Raw genomic sequence first — 16,068 nt, 5'->3', positions numbered from 1 at the left:
GCACGTGGTCGGGAGGCGACGTGCTGTGTCGCCGGGTGAGAGACTTGGCGGGTGAAACGACCAGGGCTTTCGAGCGCCGACTGCGTCCGCACCTAGTGTGGCCGCTCCACCGCCGGTCACGCCGCCGGAGCGAGGTGCCGCCCCGGCCGGTACCCGCCGCCGCCTCACCGTTTCCGGCACTGCTGGAGGACGATCTCGATGATCTGTACGACAATGCGCCGTGCGGCTTCGTCTCCACGCTCCCGGACGGCACGATCGCCAAGATCAACCTCACGCTGCTCGCCTGGCTCGGGTCTACCGGTGCGGACCTGGTCGGCCGTCGGCGCTTCGGCGACCTGCTGACGCCCGGCAGCCGTCTGCTCTACGAGACCCACTGTGTGCCGCTGCTGCGGCTGCAGGGCGAGGTCCGGGGGATCGCGCTGGTGATCAGGACCGCCGGTGCACCTCTGCCGATCCTGATCACCTCCGTTGTCCGGCTCGGCCTCACCGGCACTCCGCTGATGATCCGAACCACCGTGTTCGATGCCCGGGAACGGCGTGCCTACGAGAATCAGCTGCTGGACGCCCGGCAGACCGCCGATCGCGAACGCGACCGGCTGCGCGTGCTCGTCGCCGGCCTCCAGCGCAGCCTGCTGCCGGCCACGCTCGCGGTTCCGCCCGGCATGACGACGGCGTCGCACTACCACATGGCCTCACCGGACGAGGTCGGCGGAGACTTCTACGATCTGTTCCCGCTCTCCGGTGGCCGATGGGGCTTCTTCCTCGGAGACGTCCGGGGCAAGGGAGTGGAGGCCGCCGCGGTGACTGCCGCCGCCCGCTACACGCTGCGCGCGGCCGCCGTCTACGACTCCGAGCCGATCGCGGTGCTGCGCAATCTCAACACCGTCCTGTTCCAGGACTATGCCGCGTCGGGACACCGGCACTGCACTGTCGTCTTCGGGGTTCTCGAACGGCAGGGCGACGGATACACCGCCACGGTGGCCTCCGGTGGGCATCCGCCCCCGCTGGTGGTGCGGTCGGACGGCTCCGCCGCCTACCACACGACGGACGGCGGAACCCTGGTCGGCATCCTGGCCGAGCCGCGCTTGGCCGCCCGGACCATTTCCCTGGCCATGGGCGACACGCTGGTCCTGTACAGCGATGGGCTGACCGAGGCCCGGACCCGGACCGGCGGCCGGTACGGCGACGAGGCGCTGCTCGAGTTCGCGCAGGGCCTGGGCCCGACCAGCGCGCCGGCGGTCGTCGAGGCACTCGCCGGTCTGCTCGCCATGTTCACCGTGGTCGACGACGACATCGCCCTGATCGCCCTGACCGTGAACGGCTAGGGCGTGCGGCTCGGCCGGCTCGACTTCGAGGTGCCCGAGCAGGACAGGAGCATCTCGCTGGGCGTGACCGGCCCAGCCGCGCAGCCGGGTCGTGCCGGACCGGGGTGTGGAGCGCGCGGCCCCACACCCCGGTCGGTCAACGTAGGCCGAACGCGCGGGTGATCGTCTGGTCGACCGCGTTGCCCTTGTCGTCGTGGGCGGTCGTGCGCAGGGTGACGAACTGAGCGTTTCGCGGCGCCTGGATGTGGGTGGTCCAGCCGGTTGCGCAGCGGCGTTGGGTGGTTCGGTGCCAGGTGTGGCCGTCGTCGTAGGAGATTTCGACCGTGATTCCGCTGATCCGGCCGGGGCTGGTGGCTGTGGCCAGGGTGGAGGCGGTGACGGTCAGGTCGAAGTCGCGGCGGGCGCGACCGTCGGGGTCGGTGTCGACCGCGTAGTCGAGTTGGATCAGGGCCGGTGAGTCGAGGGTTCCCGGCGCGACGTCGCCGGAGGTGAAGGCCCACGCGGTGCGGGTGTTTGTCGAGTACGGGCCGGGCCACGTGTCCCGGCTGTTCTCCGAGATCAGGTGGTACGGCAGCCGGGCCGGGTCCAGTCCGCCGGCCCGCAGCAGCGGGTTGTACCGGTCGTTCTGAGCGACCAGGCGGCTGCCCTGGTAGAGGCTGACCACGTTGTTCGCGGCCGGATTCTCGTTGGTGGTGCCTTCGTGGGCGGTCCCGGAGTCGCCCCAACCGGGGATGTTGGCGAAGAACCAGTTGCCTTCCTGGCGGAACACGGCCAGGCCGTTGCCGTTGTCGACGAGCCGGGGGCGCTGGATCGGGCCGAACCAGTGTTCCTGCTGGACCGAACCGGCCCGGTAGGCGGTGGGGGCCGTGTGCTGGGCCTGCTCGCCGGGGATCAGCACGTCACCGACCCATTTCTCGCCGGCGGTGACCCAGTCGGTGCGGTCGGCGCGGGCGGGTGTCTCGGCGTACTCGAAGAAGGCGGTTGATCCCAGCGGGTCGGTGTCGGCGCGCTGTTCCAGGGCTCGGCCGGGACGCCAGTTGCGGAACGACACGTCGATGCGGGCCAGGTTGCGGGCGGTGGCCCGGTAGGTCAGGTCGGCCGGGATCACGTTCGGATAGTCGTTGACCAGGTCGTACGCGTACGCCGTGGTGGGGTTGGAAGTGATGTCGAGCCGGACGCCGCGCGAGCGCTGGATCCGGGCGATCAGTTTCGCGCCCTCGTCGGCGGTGAGGGTGGCCACGGTGATCGGCGGCGGATCGGCCGGCGCCCACACCGAGCCCGGCCATGGGGCCAGACGGCCCGGACCGTCGTTGACGACCAGCAGCAGCCGGGCGCCCGCCGCGGCGGCCGCGGCTGCCTGCTCCGGCAGCGAGTCCGTGTCACCGGACCGGACGACCAGCGCTTTGCCTCGGGCGGTGGCGGGGGTGAGGACCGCGTCCAGGCTGCGGACGTCGGCCGGCAGCGGGGTGGCGCCGCGCTGGACCCGCAGGTCGTCGTAGCCGTCGACGGTGAGTGCGGGCTGGGTCAGGCGCCAGCGGGCGGCGAAGGTGAACAACCCCTGCTCGACCTTGGCGGTCGGCAGCACCCAGACGCTGTCGTACTGGGGTCCGGCGTACCAGGCGTCCAGCCACGGGTTCCCGGCGACCTCCCGGATGATCTCGAAGCGGGCGGTGGTCACAGTGGATTTCTGGGGCGTGGTCGCGGTGATCCGGTGGGCCGCTCGGGCGTCCAGGGCGACGGCCCGGTCCCGGTCCAGGGTGATCTCGGTGACCGGCAGGATGGCCAGGCCGCGCGACGAGGCGCCGTTGACGCCCTGGACGTCGGCGCTGAACCAGGCGGTGTACGTGTCCTCCGGCAGTCGCAGGTCGAGGGTGCCGCTCGCGTCGATCTGCTCGGTCCGGGTGGTGTCCCGGCCGAGCAGCACGAGCTGGCCGGACAGGGGTGCCCCGGCGCGGTCGGTGGCGTGGAAGACCAGGTGGTGGCGCACGCCTTCCTGGCCGACGGCCACCGACGTACGCAGGTTGATCGCCCCCGCGGTCGCGGTGACGTAACCCGAGAAGGGCACATCGGCCGGCACCCGGTGGAACGAGGTCGACACCGTCACCGCGGTGCTGCCGTGCGCCGGGACGGTGATCTGCTTCGCCGACAGGCTGAGCAGGTCGAGCGTCGTGGCCAGGCTCAACGTGACCGGTTGGCCGGTCACGTTGGTATAGGTGATCTCCCGGTCGACCGGACCGGCCGGCGCGTCCGGGTAGGCCGGATAGCCGAAGTTCACCGTGCCGCCGGCGAACACCGGCGAGGCGACCGCCGCGGCGACGTCCAGCCGCCCGCTGCCGCCCTGGTAGGCGGTGACCGTCGGGGTCGGCGCGGTGGTGCTGACCAGGGCGTCCTTGAGCTGCTGCCCGGTCAGGCCGGGTTGCGCGGCGGCGAGCAGGGCGGCGGCGCCGGTGACGTGCGGGGCAGCCATCGACGTGCCGCTCATCGTCAGGTAGGAGCCCTCGCCCTCGTCGATGTAGTGCGAGCGGGCGGCCAGAATGTCCACGCCGGGCGCGGTCAGGTCCGGCTTGAGCGCGCGGTCACCGACGCGCGGGCCCTGGCTGGAGAAGAACGCGAGCAGGTCGTGACTGTCGACCGCGCCCACGGTCAGGGCCGCGTCGGCCGCACCGGGCGTGCCCACCGAGTACGCCCCCGGGCCCGCGTTGCCGGCCGAGATGACGAACAGCGCGCCGGTCTCCGCGCTGAGTGCGTCGACGGCCAGGCTCATCGGGTCGGTGCCGTCGCTCGGATCGGCGCCCAGGCTCATGTTCACGATGCGGGCGTGCTGGTCGCGGACCGCCCACTCCATGCCGCTGATGATCCAGGACTCCTGGCCGAACCCGTCGTTGCCGAGCACCTTGCCGATGTGCAGGCGGGCGCCGGTGGCCACGCCGTGCTCGGTGCCGCCCGACGCCGCGCCGGTGCCGGCGATGGTGGAGGCGACGTGCGTGCCGTGCCCCTTGCCGTCCTCGATCGACTCGCCGGGGACGAACGACTCGGTGGCCACGACCGGGCCGGCCAGATCCGGGTGACCGGTGTCGATGCCGGTGTCCAGCACGGCCACGTCCACCCCGGAGCCGGTGTCGCCGCCCTGCCAGACCGCGGGGGCGCCGATCTGCGCGGTGCTCTCGGTCAGGTCGGCCCGGGCCTTGCCGTCCAGCCAGATCTTGGAAATTCCAGACCCGGCGAGGGTACGCATCGACGTGCCGGTCACCGACGACCAGAAGGCGCCCGCCCGGTCCGCGGTGAGGGCGGCGCCCTGGATGCTCGGCAGCGGACGGACGTCGGCGGCCCCGGCCGGTGCGGCGGCCGAACGGGCGCGGGCAGCGGCGCCGGTGTAGGTGACGATCAGCGGGATGCGATCGCTGTGGGCGTCGTCGTACCCGTCGGCCACCAGTTCGGTGATGTTGAACAGGTTCTCGTCGAGAAGACCGGAGGCCAGATACGGAAGTACGTCGTGGGGGTAGACGTAGGTGTCCCCGTCCTGGCGGTGCGAGAGATATCCGGTCGGTTCACCGGATCCGTCGCGGACCTGGACGCCGCCGTCGGCGGTCGTGGTGACCTTGTCCCCGGTGATCAGGGTGACGGTCGCGGCGAGGGTGATCGCCTTGACCGGTTCAGTGGCGGCCGCTGGTGAGGCCGGGAGGAGTGCAAACGGGGTGGCACACAGTGCTACCAGCCCGAATCCGCGTACGCGCGACAGTGACAACGGGATCCTCAGGGTGATCGATGTGGTCGACATCGAAAACTATGAAGATCCTGTGTTACGCGTTCATCTCTTTTAAGTGCACGCATTGCGGCGCCCGTCGATGGCGCGGGTGCGCGTCGGCCTGTCGGGGCCGGTCAACCGGTGCTGTGCAGGACGTGGCTGACGGCGGTGAGCAGCTCGACGCGGCTGAACGGCTTCTCCAACAGGGCGATCCCCGGGTCGAGGTGACCCTGGGCGGCCAGGACCGGCGTGGCGTAGCCGGACATGAACAGGACCCGGGTCTCCGGGTGCACGCCGGTGATCCGCTCGGCCAGGTCGGTGCCGAGCATCTGCGGCATGACCACATCGGTGAGCAGCAGGTCGATGCTGCCGGCATAGGATCGGCACAGCTCCAGCACACCGGCACAGTCGTCGGCCACGAGTACGTGGTACCCGTTGCTGTCCAGCAGCCGGCAGCAGACCTGTCGCAGGGCGGGCTCGTCCTCGGCCAGGAGCACGGTCTCCCCGTGCCCGCCGAGGTCATGGCCGGCCGGGCCGGGCGCGGCCGCGTCACCGGTGCGCTGATCGGTGATCGGCAACATGATGTTGATGGTCGTCCCCAGGCCCTCCTCCGAGTAGATGCCGACGCTGCCGCCCGCGGCGGTGACGATGCCGTAGACCATGGCCAGGCCGAGCCCGGTGCCCTGACCGGTCGGCTTCGTGGTGAAGAAGGGCTCGAAGACCCGGTCGACGATGTCGCGCGGCATGCCCGTGCCGGTGTCGCTGACCCGCAGCCGCTGATATGTACCCGGCTTGAGCGCGGGCTGGTATGCCAGGTAGTCGGAGTCGATGACCAGCCGGGCGGAGTCGATCGTCAGGGTACCGCCGGCGGGCATCGCGTCGCGGGCGTTGACGACCAGGTTGACCAGGACCTGTTCCAGTTGTCCGGGGTCGATCAGGACGTGTCGGCACTCCGGCTCACGGCGGACGACGAGCATGATGTGCTCGCCGATCGAACGCCGCAGCATGTCCTCGACACTGTGCAGCACGTCGTCGACCCGGACGGCCTGCGGCCGGGTGACGTCCTGCCGGGCGAAGGCCAGCAGTTGCCGGGTCAGGTCGGTGCCCCGCCGGGCGGCCCGCATGATCTGCTGAGCGTCCTGGTGCACCTCGGCCAGGCCGGGCGCCGCCGGCCGGTCCGGGTTCCCGGCGGTGTGCTCGCAGATGAAGTCCGCGTAGTTGAGGATCACGCCGAGCAGGTTGTTGAAGTCGTGGGCGATGCCTCCGGCGAGTTGGCCGAGACTCTCGATCCGCTGGGTCCGCTGCAACTTCTCCTGCAATTTGGCCTGATCGGCCTCCTGGCGAAGCTGGGCGCGTTCCTGTTCCATCCGGATGCGATCGCCGATGTCACGGATCGCCGCCGACACGATCATCCCGTTGTCGGTGCGCAACCCGCTGAGGCTTATCTCGGCGGGAAAAACCGTGCCGTCCTTGCGCTTGGCGTACAACGGATTGCCGCTGCCCATCGCCCGGTGGGCCGGCGCGGCCAGGTAGCGTTCGCGCAGACCGCGGTGCCGCGCGGTCACGTCGTCCGGGACGAGGGTCTCGATGCGCCGGCCGAGCAGCTCGCCGCGCTCGTAGCCGAAGATCCGGACGGCCTGATCGTTGACGAAGACGATCCGGCCGCTGCTGTCCACCCCCAGAGTCGCGTCCGGAGCGGCGTCGAGCAGTTGCTCGAACAGCGTGCTCGCCCGCGTGGCGCCGTGCTCCGGCGGCGAGCCGAGCAAGTCGTCCATCATGTCGGACACGTCGAGGCTCCCTGATCATGTCTAGGCCACGCGCTGACGTGCGCGCGTGACCAGGTCAAGTCTGCTCCTGGGCGGCCGCCGCCACCGCGTTCTGCCGGTTCCCGTCGGGCTGACTTATCCCCGCGCCCGCGATCGCGGCCGCCGTTTCGGCCCGCGCGGGCGGGACCTGTGGCCCTGTCCCCGGCGCCGGCCGGCGAGTGACATGGAGGTGTGGCCGGTTCACGGCATCCCGTCCGGGTGCCGACGCCAACGACTGTTGAGGTGACAAGTTCATGACCGCGGACCTGCATGATGCGACCTCGTCCGGCCCGGACGTCTCGATCATGATTGATGCCCTGGTGGATGCCGGTGCGAAGGCGCTCGCCGACTATGACTCGTTCGATCAGGCGACGATCGATCACATCGTCAAGAAGGCGTCGGTGGCGGCCCTCGACCGGCATGCCGCGCTGGCCCGCCTGGCCGTGGAGGAGACCGGCCGCGGGGTGTTCGAGGACAAGGCGGTCAAGAACATCTTCGCCTGTGAGCACGTCACGCACAGCATGGCCAAGCTGCGCACGGTCGGGGTGATCAGCCAGGACGAGATCGCCGGCATCACCGAGATCGCCGACCCGGTCGGCGTGGTCGCCGGCATCACGCCGGTCACGAACCCGACCTCGACGGCCATCTTCAAGGCCCTGCTGGCGCTCAAGACCCGTAACCCGATCATCTTCGCCTTCCACCCGGCGGCGCAGCGGTGCAGCGCCGAGGCGGCCCGGATCGTGCGTGACGCGGCGATCGCGGCCGGAGCACCGGCCAACTGCATCCAGTGGATCGAGCACCCGTCGGTCGAGGCCACCACCGCCCTGATGCATCACCCGGGCGTGGCCACGATCCTGGCCACCGGCGGCAACAGCATGGTCCGGGCCGCCTACTCGGCGGGAAAGCCGGCCCTGGGGGTGGGCGCGGGCAACGTGCCGGCCTATATCGAGGCGAGCGCCAAGCTCAAGCGGGCGGTCAACGACATCGTGTTGTCGAAGTCGTTCGACAACGGCATGATCTGCGCCTCCGAGCAGGCCGCCATCATCGACGGCGAGGTCTACGACGCCGCCGTCGAGGAGTTCCGCACCCTGCACGCGCATGTCGCCTCGGCCGAGGAGAAGCGACTGCTGGAGCAGTTCATCTTCGGCGCGACCGCGTTCGGCGCGGCCTGCAGCGGCGCGAAACTCAACCCCGACGTGGTGGGGCAGCCGGCTGCGTGGATCGCCGAGCGGGCCGGCTTCACCGTGCCCACCGACACCTCGGTGATCCTGGCCGAGGTCGGCGAGGTCGGCCCGGCCGAGCCGCTGACCCGGGAGAAGCTCTGCCCGGTGCTGGCGGTGCTCCGGGTCGCGTCGCGCGAGCAGGGGCTGGACGCGTCCGCCGCGATGGTCGAGATCCATGGGCTCGGGCACAGCGCGGTCATCCATACCGAGGACGAGCAGCTGGTCGTCGAGTTCGGGCAGCGGGTCAAGGCCGTCCGGGTCATCTGGAACTCGCCGGCGTCGCAGGGCGGCATCGGGGACATGTACAACGCGTTCCTGCCGTCGCTGACGCTCGGGTGCGGCAGCTACGGGCACAACTCGGTGTCCAACAACGTCTCGGCGGTCAACACCTCATCAACGTCAAGCGGATCGGGCGGCGCACCAACAACATGCAGTGGTTCAAAGTGCCTTCCAAGATCTACTTCGAGCCGTACGCCATCCGGTACCTGACCGACATGCCCGACGTGCGGCGCGTCACCGTGATCACCGACGAGACGATGACCCGGCTGGGCTTCGTGGAGCGCATCGACCAGGTGCTGCAGCGCCGCCCGGAGCGGGTGGTCGTGCAGATCATCGACGACGTGGAACCCGAGCCGCGGATGACCACGGTCGAGCGCGGCGCCGAGTTGATGCGCTCGTTCCGGCCGGACACGATCATCGCGCTCGGGGGCGGCTCGGCGATGGACGCGGCCAAGGTGATGTGGCTCAAGTACGAGCACCCGGAGATCGACTTCGCCGACATGCGGGAGAAGTTCTTCGACATCCGCAAGCGGGCGTTCGCGTTCCCCACCCTGGGGGAGAAGGCCCAGTTGGTCTGCGTGCCGACCACCTCGGGTACCGGGGCCGAGGTGACCCCGTTCGCGGGTCATCACCGACCACCGCACCGGCAAGAAGTACCCGCTGGCCGACTACGCGCTGACGCCGACCGTCGCGATCGTCGACCCGTCGCTGACCGCCAGCATGCCGCGGAAGATCGCGGCCGACAGCGGCTTCGACGCGCTCACCCACGCGATCGAGGCGTACGTGTCGGTCTACGCCAACGACTTCACCGACGGGCTCGCCCTGCAGGCCATCCGGCTGATCTTCGCGAACCTGGAACGGTCGGTGGTCGACGGCGACAGCGAGGCCCGGGAACGGATGCACAACGCCGGGACGATCGCCGGCATGGCGTTCGGCAGCGCCTTCCTCGGCATCGTGCACGCCATGTCGCACACGCTCGGGGCGACCTTCCACATCGCGCACGGGCGTACCAACGCCGTGCTGCTGCCGCACGTGATCCGCTACAACGGCAGCACCCCGTCGAAGCTGTCCGGCTGGCCCAAGTACGAGAACTACCGGGCCCCGCAGCGCTTCGCCGACATCGCCACCATGCTGGGCCTGCCCGCGACCACCCCGGCCGAGGCGGTGACCGCGCTGGCCGAGGCGGTCGAGCGGCTGCGCGGCGCGGTCGGCATCGAACCCACCTTCGCCAAGATCGGGGTCGACGAGAAGGCGTTCCTGGCCGCCCTGCCGCAGCAGGCCCTCAACGCCTACGAGGACCAGTGCGCCCCGGCCAACCCGAGGATGCCGATGCTCGACGACATGCAGGCGCTCATGCGGGCGGCCTACTACGGAGCCGGCGCGCTCGGCTGACGCTCGCAGCACCGAGGCGGGCCCTGAGCTGTCAGGGCCCGCCTTGCTCGGGTGGGAACGGGCGACACCGGTGGGTATGACGACCGTCTGCTCCACCCGGAGATCGGCCGCGGGTGGAGCAGACGGTCATGAGAAGTGGCGATCAGTACACGCTCAGGCCGTGGTCCCGGAAGCGGTCGCGGACCCGCTCCACCAGCTCCCGGTCGGGAGCGGGCGTGCCGGCCAGCGGGAACGGGATGCCCAGCGCGGTGTATTTCGCGGCGCCGAGCCGGTGGAACGGCAGCACCTCGACGCGCTCGACGGTGGGGACCGAGGCCGCGATCGCGGCGACGGCGTCGACGTTGGCCGGCTCGTCGGTCAGGCCGGGCACGAGTACGAAACGGACCCAGATCGGGACGCCTCGCTCGGCGAGGCGGTGGGCGAAGCGCACGGTCGGTTCCAGGCGACCGGTTCCGGTCACCTTCCGGTACGTCGCCGGGTCGCCCGACTTGATGTCGAGCAGAACCAGGTCGGTGTACGACAGCAGCTCGTCGTCGGCCCGATCGCCGAGGAAGCCGCTGGTGTCCAGGGCGGTGTGCAGGCCCCGCTCGTGCGAGCGGCGCAGGACCTCCCGTACGAAATCGGGCTGTTCCAGAGGCTCACCGCCACTGACCGTGACACCGCCGCCGGCGACCTTGATGAATCGCTCGTAGCGGGCGATCTCGTGCATCAGGTCGCCGGCCGTGGTGGGCCGGCCGTTGCGCCGGTGCCAGGTGTCCGGGCTGTGGCAGAACTGGCAGCGCAGCGGGCACCCGGCCAGGAACGCGACGAACCGGGTGCCCGGGCCGTCCACCCCGGTGGAGACGTCGAAGGAGTGAACGAAACCGGTCACAGCGCGCCGTGGAACGTGCGGGAGATGACGTCGCGCTGCTGCTCGGCGGTGAGCTTGACGAAGTTGACCGCGTAGCCGGAGACCCGGATGGTCAGCTGCGGGTAGTTCTCGGGGTGGGCCATCGCGTCCTCCAGGGTGGCCCGGTCCAGGACGTTGACGTTCATGTGGAAGCCGCCCGCGTCGGTGTAGCCGTCGAGGACGCCGGCCAGGTTGCCGATCCGCTCGTCGCGGGAGTGGCCCAGCCCGTCCGGGGTGACCGTGATGGTCAGCGAGATCCCGTCCCGGGCGCTGCGGTAGGGCAGCTTGGTGACCGAGAGCGCGGCGGCCACCATGCCGTGCTTGTCGCGCCCGTTCATCGGGTTGGCGCCGGGCGCGAACGGCTCACCGGCCCGCCGCCCGTCCGGGGTGTTGCCGGTGTGCTTGCCGTAGACGACGTTCGAGGTGATCGTCAGCACCGACAGGCTGGGCTCGGCGTCGCGGTAGGTGGGCTGCCGCCGGATCTTGGTCATGAACCGCTCGACCAGGTCGACCGCGATGCCGTCGGCCCGGTCGTCGTTGTTGCCGAAGGTCGGGAAGTCGCCGTCGATCGCGTAGTCCACGGCCAGGCCGGTCGTGTCACGGATGACCTTCACCTGGGCGTGCCGGATGGCCGACAGGCTGTCCACGGCCACCGACAGGCCGGCGATCCCGGTGGCCATGAACCGGTGCACCGGGTAGTCGTGCAGGGCCATCTCCAGGCGCTCGTAGGCGTACTTGTCGTGCATGTAGTGGATGACGTTGAGCGCGTCCACGTACGTCTCGGCCAGCCAGTCCAGCGTGCGGTCGTAGGCGGCGAACACGGTGTCGTAGTCGAGCACGTCGTCGGTGATCGGCGCCGTGGCCGGGGCGATCTGCGTGCCGGTCATCTCGTCGCGGCCGCCGTTGATCGCGTACAGCAGAGCTTTGGCCAGGTTGGCCCGGGCGCCGAAGAACTGCATGTCCTTGCCGACGCGCATGGCCGACACGCAGCACGCGATCGCGGTGTCGTCGCTGTAGGCCGGGCGGATCAGGTCGTCGTTCTCGTACTGGATGGCGCTGGTGTCCATCGACACCTGGGCGCAGAACCGCTTGAAACCCTCCGGCAGTGCCGGCGACCAGAGCACGGTCAGGTTCGGCTCCGGCGCCGGGCCGAGGTTGTAGAGCGTCTGCAGGTACCGGAAGCTGGTGCGGGTGACCAGCGGCCTCCCGTCGCACCCCACGCCGCCCAGGGCCTCGGTGACCCAGGTCGGGTCGCCGGAGAACAACTGGTCGTACTCGGGGGTGCGCAGGAACCGGATGATCCGCAGCTTGATCACGAAGTCGTCGACCAGCTCCTGGGCCTGCTGCTCGGTGAGCGCGCCGGCGGCGATGTCACGCTGCAGATAGACGTCGACGAAGCTTGCGGTACGGCCGAGCGACATGGCCGCGCCGTTCTGCTCCTTGGTCGCGCCCAGGTAGGCGAAGTACAGCCACTGGATCGCCTCGCGGCCGGTCGAGGCCGGCCCGGAGATGTCGTGGCCGTACCGGTCGGCCATGAACCGCAGCTCCTCCAGGGCACGGATCTGCTCGGCCAGCTCCTCCCGGTCGCGGATCACCGCCTCGTCCGACAGCTGCGAGTCCAGTGCCGCCTTGACCGCCCGGCGCTCGGCGATGAGGTGGTCCACGCCGTAGAGGGCCACCCGACGGTAGTCGCCGATGATCCGGCCCCGGCCGTACGCGTCCGGCAGCCCGGTGACGATGTGCGAACTGCGGGCCGCCTTCACGTCGGCCGGGTAGGCGTCGAACACGCCGTCGTTGTGCGTTTTGCGGTATCGGCTGAAGACCTTTTGGACGTACGGGTCCAGGCTGTACCCGTACGCGGCCAGGCCGTTCTGCACCATCCGCAGCCCGCCGGCCGGCATGATCGCCCGGCGCAGCGGCGCACTGGTCTGCAGGCCGACGATCAGCTCGTGGTTGCGGTCGAGATAGCCCGGCTCGTGCGAGGTGATCGAGGACGGGGTGTGCGCGTCCACGTCGTAGATGCCGCGTTTGCGCTCCTCGACGAACATGTCCCGCAGCCGGTCCCAGATCCGGGTGGTGCGATCGGTCGGTCCGCTCAGGAACTCGGCATCGCCGGAGTACGGGTCGATGTTGTCGTGGATGAAACCGCCGACGTCGATGCTCTCGCGCCAGCCGGTTCCGCGGAATCCCCGCCAGGCGTCGTGGGAAGTGGTGGCCATGGCCCCTCCTAGCTCACCTCCCAGCCTGGCCGTCCGGCGCCGCGACGGTCAGGGCCGTAGGTCCCGGCCCACCCGGGACCTACCCGGCGGAGGGTGAGGTCGCGGCCAGGGTCCGGCGCATGGCGGCCAGCAGTTCGTCGCGGGTGAAGGGTTTGTTCAGGACGATGGCGTCGGTCTCGATGAGGCCCTGCTCGTTCATCAGCGGTTCGGCATAGCCGGACATGAACAGGATGGGGACGCCGGGCCGGGTGACGGCGAGCACGGCGGCCAGTTCGCGGCCGTTCATCACCGGCATGACGACGTCGGTCAGGACGGCGTGGATCGGGCCGTCGTGTTCGCGGGCGATCGCCCCGGCCTGCTCACCGTCCGCGGCCGGGAGCACGTGGAATCCGTTCTTGGACAGGATCCGGACGATCACCTCGCGCAGCCCCGGTTCGTCCTCGGCGACCAGGACCGTACGTCCCGCCGGGCCCGGGCCGGCCGCTGACGGTGCCGGCGGGCCGGCCACCGGACGTGTGGGTGGCAGGTAGATGTGCGCGGTGGTGCCCCGCCCCGGCTCGGATTCGAGGACGAGGCGGCCGCCGGACTGGCGGACGATGCCGTAGGCGGCGGACAACCCCAGGCCTGGACCGTCCCCTTTCGGTTTGGTGGTGAAGAACGGTTCCATCGCCTGGTCGAGGATCTCGGTGGACATGCCGTGCCCGCTGTCGGCCAGGCTCAGGTGCACAAGGTTCTCCGGGCCGCCGGACAGCGCCGCCACAACGATGTTCTCGGTGATGATCCGGAGCCGGCCGCCGTGCGGCATGGCCTCGACCGCGTTGGTGGCCAGGTTGATCAGGGCGTGACCGAGCTGTGCGGCGTCGGCTTTCACCGCACTGAGGTCGTCCGGCAGATCGGTGGTCACCTGTACCGCTGCGGCAGCCGGCTGAGGAACAAGATCCAGAATTTGCCGTACGACGGCGTTCAGGTCCACCGGTTCGGGCTTGATCACCTCCTTGCCGCCGAACGTGAGCAGCTGGTGGGTGAGGTCGGCGGCCCGGCGCCCGGCCTGGCGGATGCGGTCGACGTCCTGGTGGATGCCGTCGGCCCGTTCCGTGGTCAGTACCGTGTCGTGGGCGTCTTCGACCGACTCGTCGATGAAGTCGGCGAAGGACAGGACGATGTTGAGCAGATTGTTGAAGTCGTGGGCGACCCCGCCGGCCAGCCGGGCCATGCTGTCGAACCGGGCGGTGGCCTGCCGCCGGGCCTCGCTGGCCCGGTCGAGGTCGGCGAGGCGGCGCCGGTCCTCGGCTTCGACCAGGGCGGTGACGTCGTCGATGGTGACGACCGATCCGGTGGCCGTGCCGTCCCCGCCGAGGATCGGGCGCGAGAGCACCGTCAGGCGCCGCTCGGTGCCGTCCGGATGGGTCAGGCGGCAGTCGCCGCGGTCCACCGCCTCGCCGTGCGACGTCATGCCCAGGCAGCCCAGCCAGCCGTGCCCGAGCAGGCCGTCGTCGGTGCATCCGGTGATCTGGCGGGCGCCCGGGTTGACGTAGGTCGCGTGACCGTGCCGGTCGGTGATGAGGATGCCGACCGGCGAGGCCTCGGCCATCGCGGCGAACCGCGCCTCACTCTCGGCGAGCTCGCCGGTCTTCTCGATCAGTTTGGCGTTGAGGACACCGATGTGCTGGCTGGTCTGCGGGTCGGGCGGCCGGGGCGGGACCGAGGGTGACTCGTGCAGGGCCTCGGCGATGGCGTCGAGCAGTTCCGCCGGTGAAGCGGTCTTCTCGACGATTCGGCTGACCCCGATGGCCCGGGCGAGCGGCTGTACCTCGTCCCGGCTGTAGTTGGCGGTGTAGAACACGAGCGGGATGCCCGACGTCTCCGGGCTGTTGCGCATCTCCTGGGCGAACTGGTAGCCGTCCAGGCCGGGCATCAGCATGTCGGTGAGCACCACGTCCGGATGCCGGGCCCGGGCCAGTTGCAGGGCCTGCCGGCCGTCCGACGCCTCGATGATCTCGTAGCCGCCGTCGGACAGGGCCTCGCGGGCCACCTCACGGTTGGTGGCCCGGTCGTCGACGATCAGGACGGTCGTCATCCGGTGAACCCGGCCGGCGACGGCAGGATCAGGGTGAAGGTGCTTCCGGAGCCGGGATCGCTGCGGGCGACCAGCTCGGCGCCGATCAGCTGGGCGCGCCGCCGGGCCAGGTGGAGGCCGAGGCCGGCCGCGCCGTCGGGCGCGGATTGACCACGTACGAAAGGATCGAAGATTGTCGTTTGTTCCTCTCGGGGAATCCCCAGGCCGTTGTCGGCGACCTCGATCACGACGGTCTCGGCCCGGGCGAAAGCGCTCGTCGTCACCTCGGTGGCGGCGCCGGCGACCAGGGCGTTGGTGATCAGTTCGGCGATGATCGGCCGGGCGATGGCCGGGTCCGTGCAGGCGACGAGATCGTCGGCCGTGGTCGTGTCGTGGATGCGGGCGGTGGTTCTCGTCGCCGCGGTGCACTGGCCGATCGCGGCGGCGATGACCGGCCGGGGGTCGATCGGCTCGGGGCGGCACGTGATGTGCCCGGATTCGAGCTGGGAGAGTTCGACGACGTGGTCCACCACGGTGATGGCGGCGCGGGCGTTCTGCTCGATCAGGGCCAGCCGGCGCAGCTGATCACCGGACCGGCCGTCGGTGCGTCTGGCCATGATCGCTGCCAGGCCGGCTATCCCGGTCATCGAACTGCGCAGTTCGTGGCCGATGCGGCGAGCCAGGTCCGGGGGCAGCCCGGTGTCGGGTCGCGGCGCCGGCCCGCAGATCACCGTCAGCGTGCCGCCCGGGTCCCGGGTCGCGGTGGCGGTGACGACGAACGGCCGCACCGGGCCACGCGAACAGGTCAGGTTGCCGGTCCAGGCCGGTGGCCGGCCGGGTGCGGCGTCGAGCAGCGTGCGCACCCCGCCCGGTACGCCGATCGGGGGTCCGAACACGTCGGCTGCCTGGATCCGGCCGGCGGCCGGATCCAGGGCGAACAGCAGGCGGGCGCCCTCGTTGTACGAGGTCACCTTCCCATCGGCGTCGAGGGACAGCACCGCGTGCCCGGTCAGGGGAAAGCTCAGCGACGGTGTGACCGTCGCTGTGGAAGTCGTGGACACGCGCACCCCCGGCCCCGCCGAAGATCAAATATGCCTTTTTCTCAGCTTAAACACTTCTTACCGGGTAACAACCG

Annotated in this window: 9 protein-coding genes and 1 pseudogene; 4 read left to right on the top strand and 6 right to left on the bottom strand. The window is 70.4% G+C overall.

Annotation, left to right across the window (positions count from 1 at the left end):
* Positions 1–134 precede the first annotated feature (134 nt).
* A complete protein-coding gene (locus tag ACSHV8_RS22795) occupies positions 135–1,325 on the top strand; it encodes a PP2C family protein-serine/threonine phosphatase (protein ID WP_436535776.1) in 1,191 nt (396 codons plus the stop codon).
* 136 nt (positions 1,326–1,461) lie between these two features.
* On the opposite strand, the gene ACSHV8_RS22790 is transcribed toward ACSHV8_RS22795, so the two are convergent.
* Both ACSHV8_RS22790 and ACSHV8_RS22785 read right to left on the bottom strand, forming a co-directional pair.
* Complete coding sequence (locus ACSHV8_RS22790; protein ID WP_436535775.1) at positions 1,462–5,103, bottom strand: S8 family serine peptidase; 3,642 nt, start codon at positions 5,101–5,103, stop codon at positions 1,462–1,464.
* A gap of 101 nt (positions 5,104–5,204) precedes the next feature.
* Positions 5,205–6,848, bottom strand: a complete 1,644-nt coding sequence (locus ACSHV8_RS22785; protein ID WP_436536871.1) for a PAS domain S-box protein — start codon at positions 6,846–6,848, stop codon at positions 5,205–5,207.
* A gap of 281 nt (positions 6,849–7,129) precedes the next feature.
* Between ACSHV8_RS22785 and ACSHV8_RS22780 the strand changes: the two genes are divergently transcribed.
* From ACSHV8_RS22780 to ACSHV8_RS22770, 3 genes and pseudogenes are all read left to right on the top strand, one after another.
* Complete coding sequence (locus ACSHV8_RS22780; protein ID WP_436535774.1) at positions 7,130–8,587, top strand: aldehyde dehydrogenase family protein; 1,458 nt, start codon at positions 7,130–7,132, stop codon at positions 8,585–8,587.
* Positions 8,527–8,964, top strand: a pseudogene (locus ACSHV8_RS22775) (iron-containing alcohol dehydrogenase); the annotation flags it as partial. The gene ACSHV8_RS22780 and the pseudogene ACSHV8_RS22775, both read left to right, overlap by 61 nt.
* A 133-nt stretch (positions 8,965–9,097) precedes the next feature.
* Positions 9,098–9,769, top strand: a complete 672-nt coding sequence (locus ACSHV8_RS22770) for a hypothetical protein (protein WP_436535773.1) — start codon at positions 9,098–9,100, stop codon at positions 9,767–9,769.
* A gap of 142 nt (positions 9,770–9,911) precedes the next feature.
* On the opposite strand, the gene pflA is transcribed toward ACSHV8_RS22770, so the two are convergent.
* The 4 genes from pflA to ACSHV8_RS22750 form a co-directional block, all read right to left on the bottom strand.
* A complete protein-coding gene (gene pflA, locus ACSHV8_RS22765; protein WP_436535772.1) occupies positions 9,912–10,640 on the bottom strand; it encodes a pyruvate formate-lyase-activating protein in 729 nt (242 codons plus the stop codon).
* Positions 10,637–12,877, bottom strand: a complete 2,241-nt coding sequence (gene pflB / locus ACSHV8_RS22760; protein ID WP_436535771.1) for a formate C-acetyltransferase — start codon at positions 12,875–12,877, stop codon at positions 10,637–10,639. The genes pflA and pflB overlap by 4 nt, the downstream gene beginning before the upstream one ends.
* A 79-nt stretch (positions 12,878–12,956) precedes the next feature.
* On the bottom strand, positions 12,957–14,954 hold the full coding sequence (locus tag ACSHV8_RS22755) for an ATP-binding response regulator (RefSeq protein ID WP_436535770.1): 1,998 nt from the start codon (positions 14,952–14,954) through the stop codon (positions 12,957–12,959).
* The gene (locus tag ACSHV8_RS22750; protein WP_436535769.1) at positions 14,951–15,994 is read right to left on the bottom strand and encodes an ATP-binding protein; all 1,044 of its coding nucleotides are present in this window, start codon (positions 15,992–15,994) and stop codon (positions 14,951–14,953) included. Before ACSHV8_RS22750 ends, ACSHV8_RS22755 begins: the two co-directional genes overlap by 4 nt.
* Positions 15,995–16,068 lie beyond the last annotated feature (74 nt).

It is taken from the genome of Actinoplanes sp. HUAS TT8, assembly GCF_051380535.1.
GTDB lineage: Bacteria > Actinomycetota > Actinomycetes > Mycobacteriales > Micromonosporaceae > Actinoplanes.
This window is presented reverse-complemented; position numbering and strand designations above follow the sequence as displayed.

Coding starts and splice junctions, on each gene's coding strand:
- ACSHV8_RS22770 (WP_436535773.1), top strand. CDS start 9,098: ATGCCGCGGAAGATCGCGGCCGACAGCGGCTTCGACGCGCTCACCCAC.
- ACSHV8_RS22785 (WP_436536871.1), bottom strand. CDS start 6,848: ATGATGGACGACTTGCTCGGCTCGCCGCCGGAGCACGGCGCCACGCGG.
- ACSHV8_RS22780 (WP_436535774.1), top strand. CDS start 7,130: ATGACCGCGGACCTGCATGATGCGACCTCGTCCGGCCCGGACGTCTCG.
- ACSHV8_RS22790 (WP_436535775.1), bottom strand. CDS start 5,103: ATGTCGACCACATCGATCACCCTGAGGATCCCGTTGTCACTGTCGCGC.
- pflB (WP_436535771.1), bottom strand. CDS start 12,877: ATGGCCACCACTTCCCACGACGCCTGGCGGGGATTCCGCGGAACCGGC.
- ACSHV8_RS22755 (WP_436535770.1), bottom strand. CDS start 14,954: ATGACGACCGTCCTGATCGTCGACGACCGGGCCACCAACCGTGAGGTG.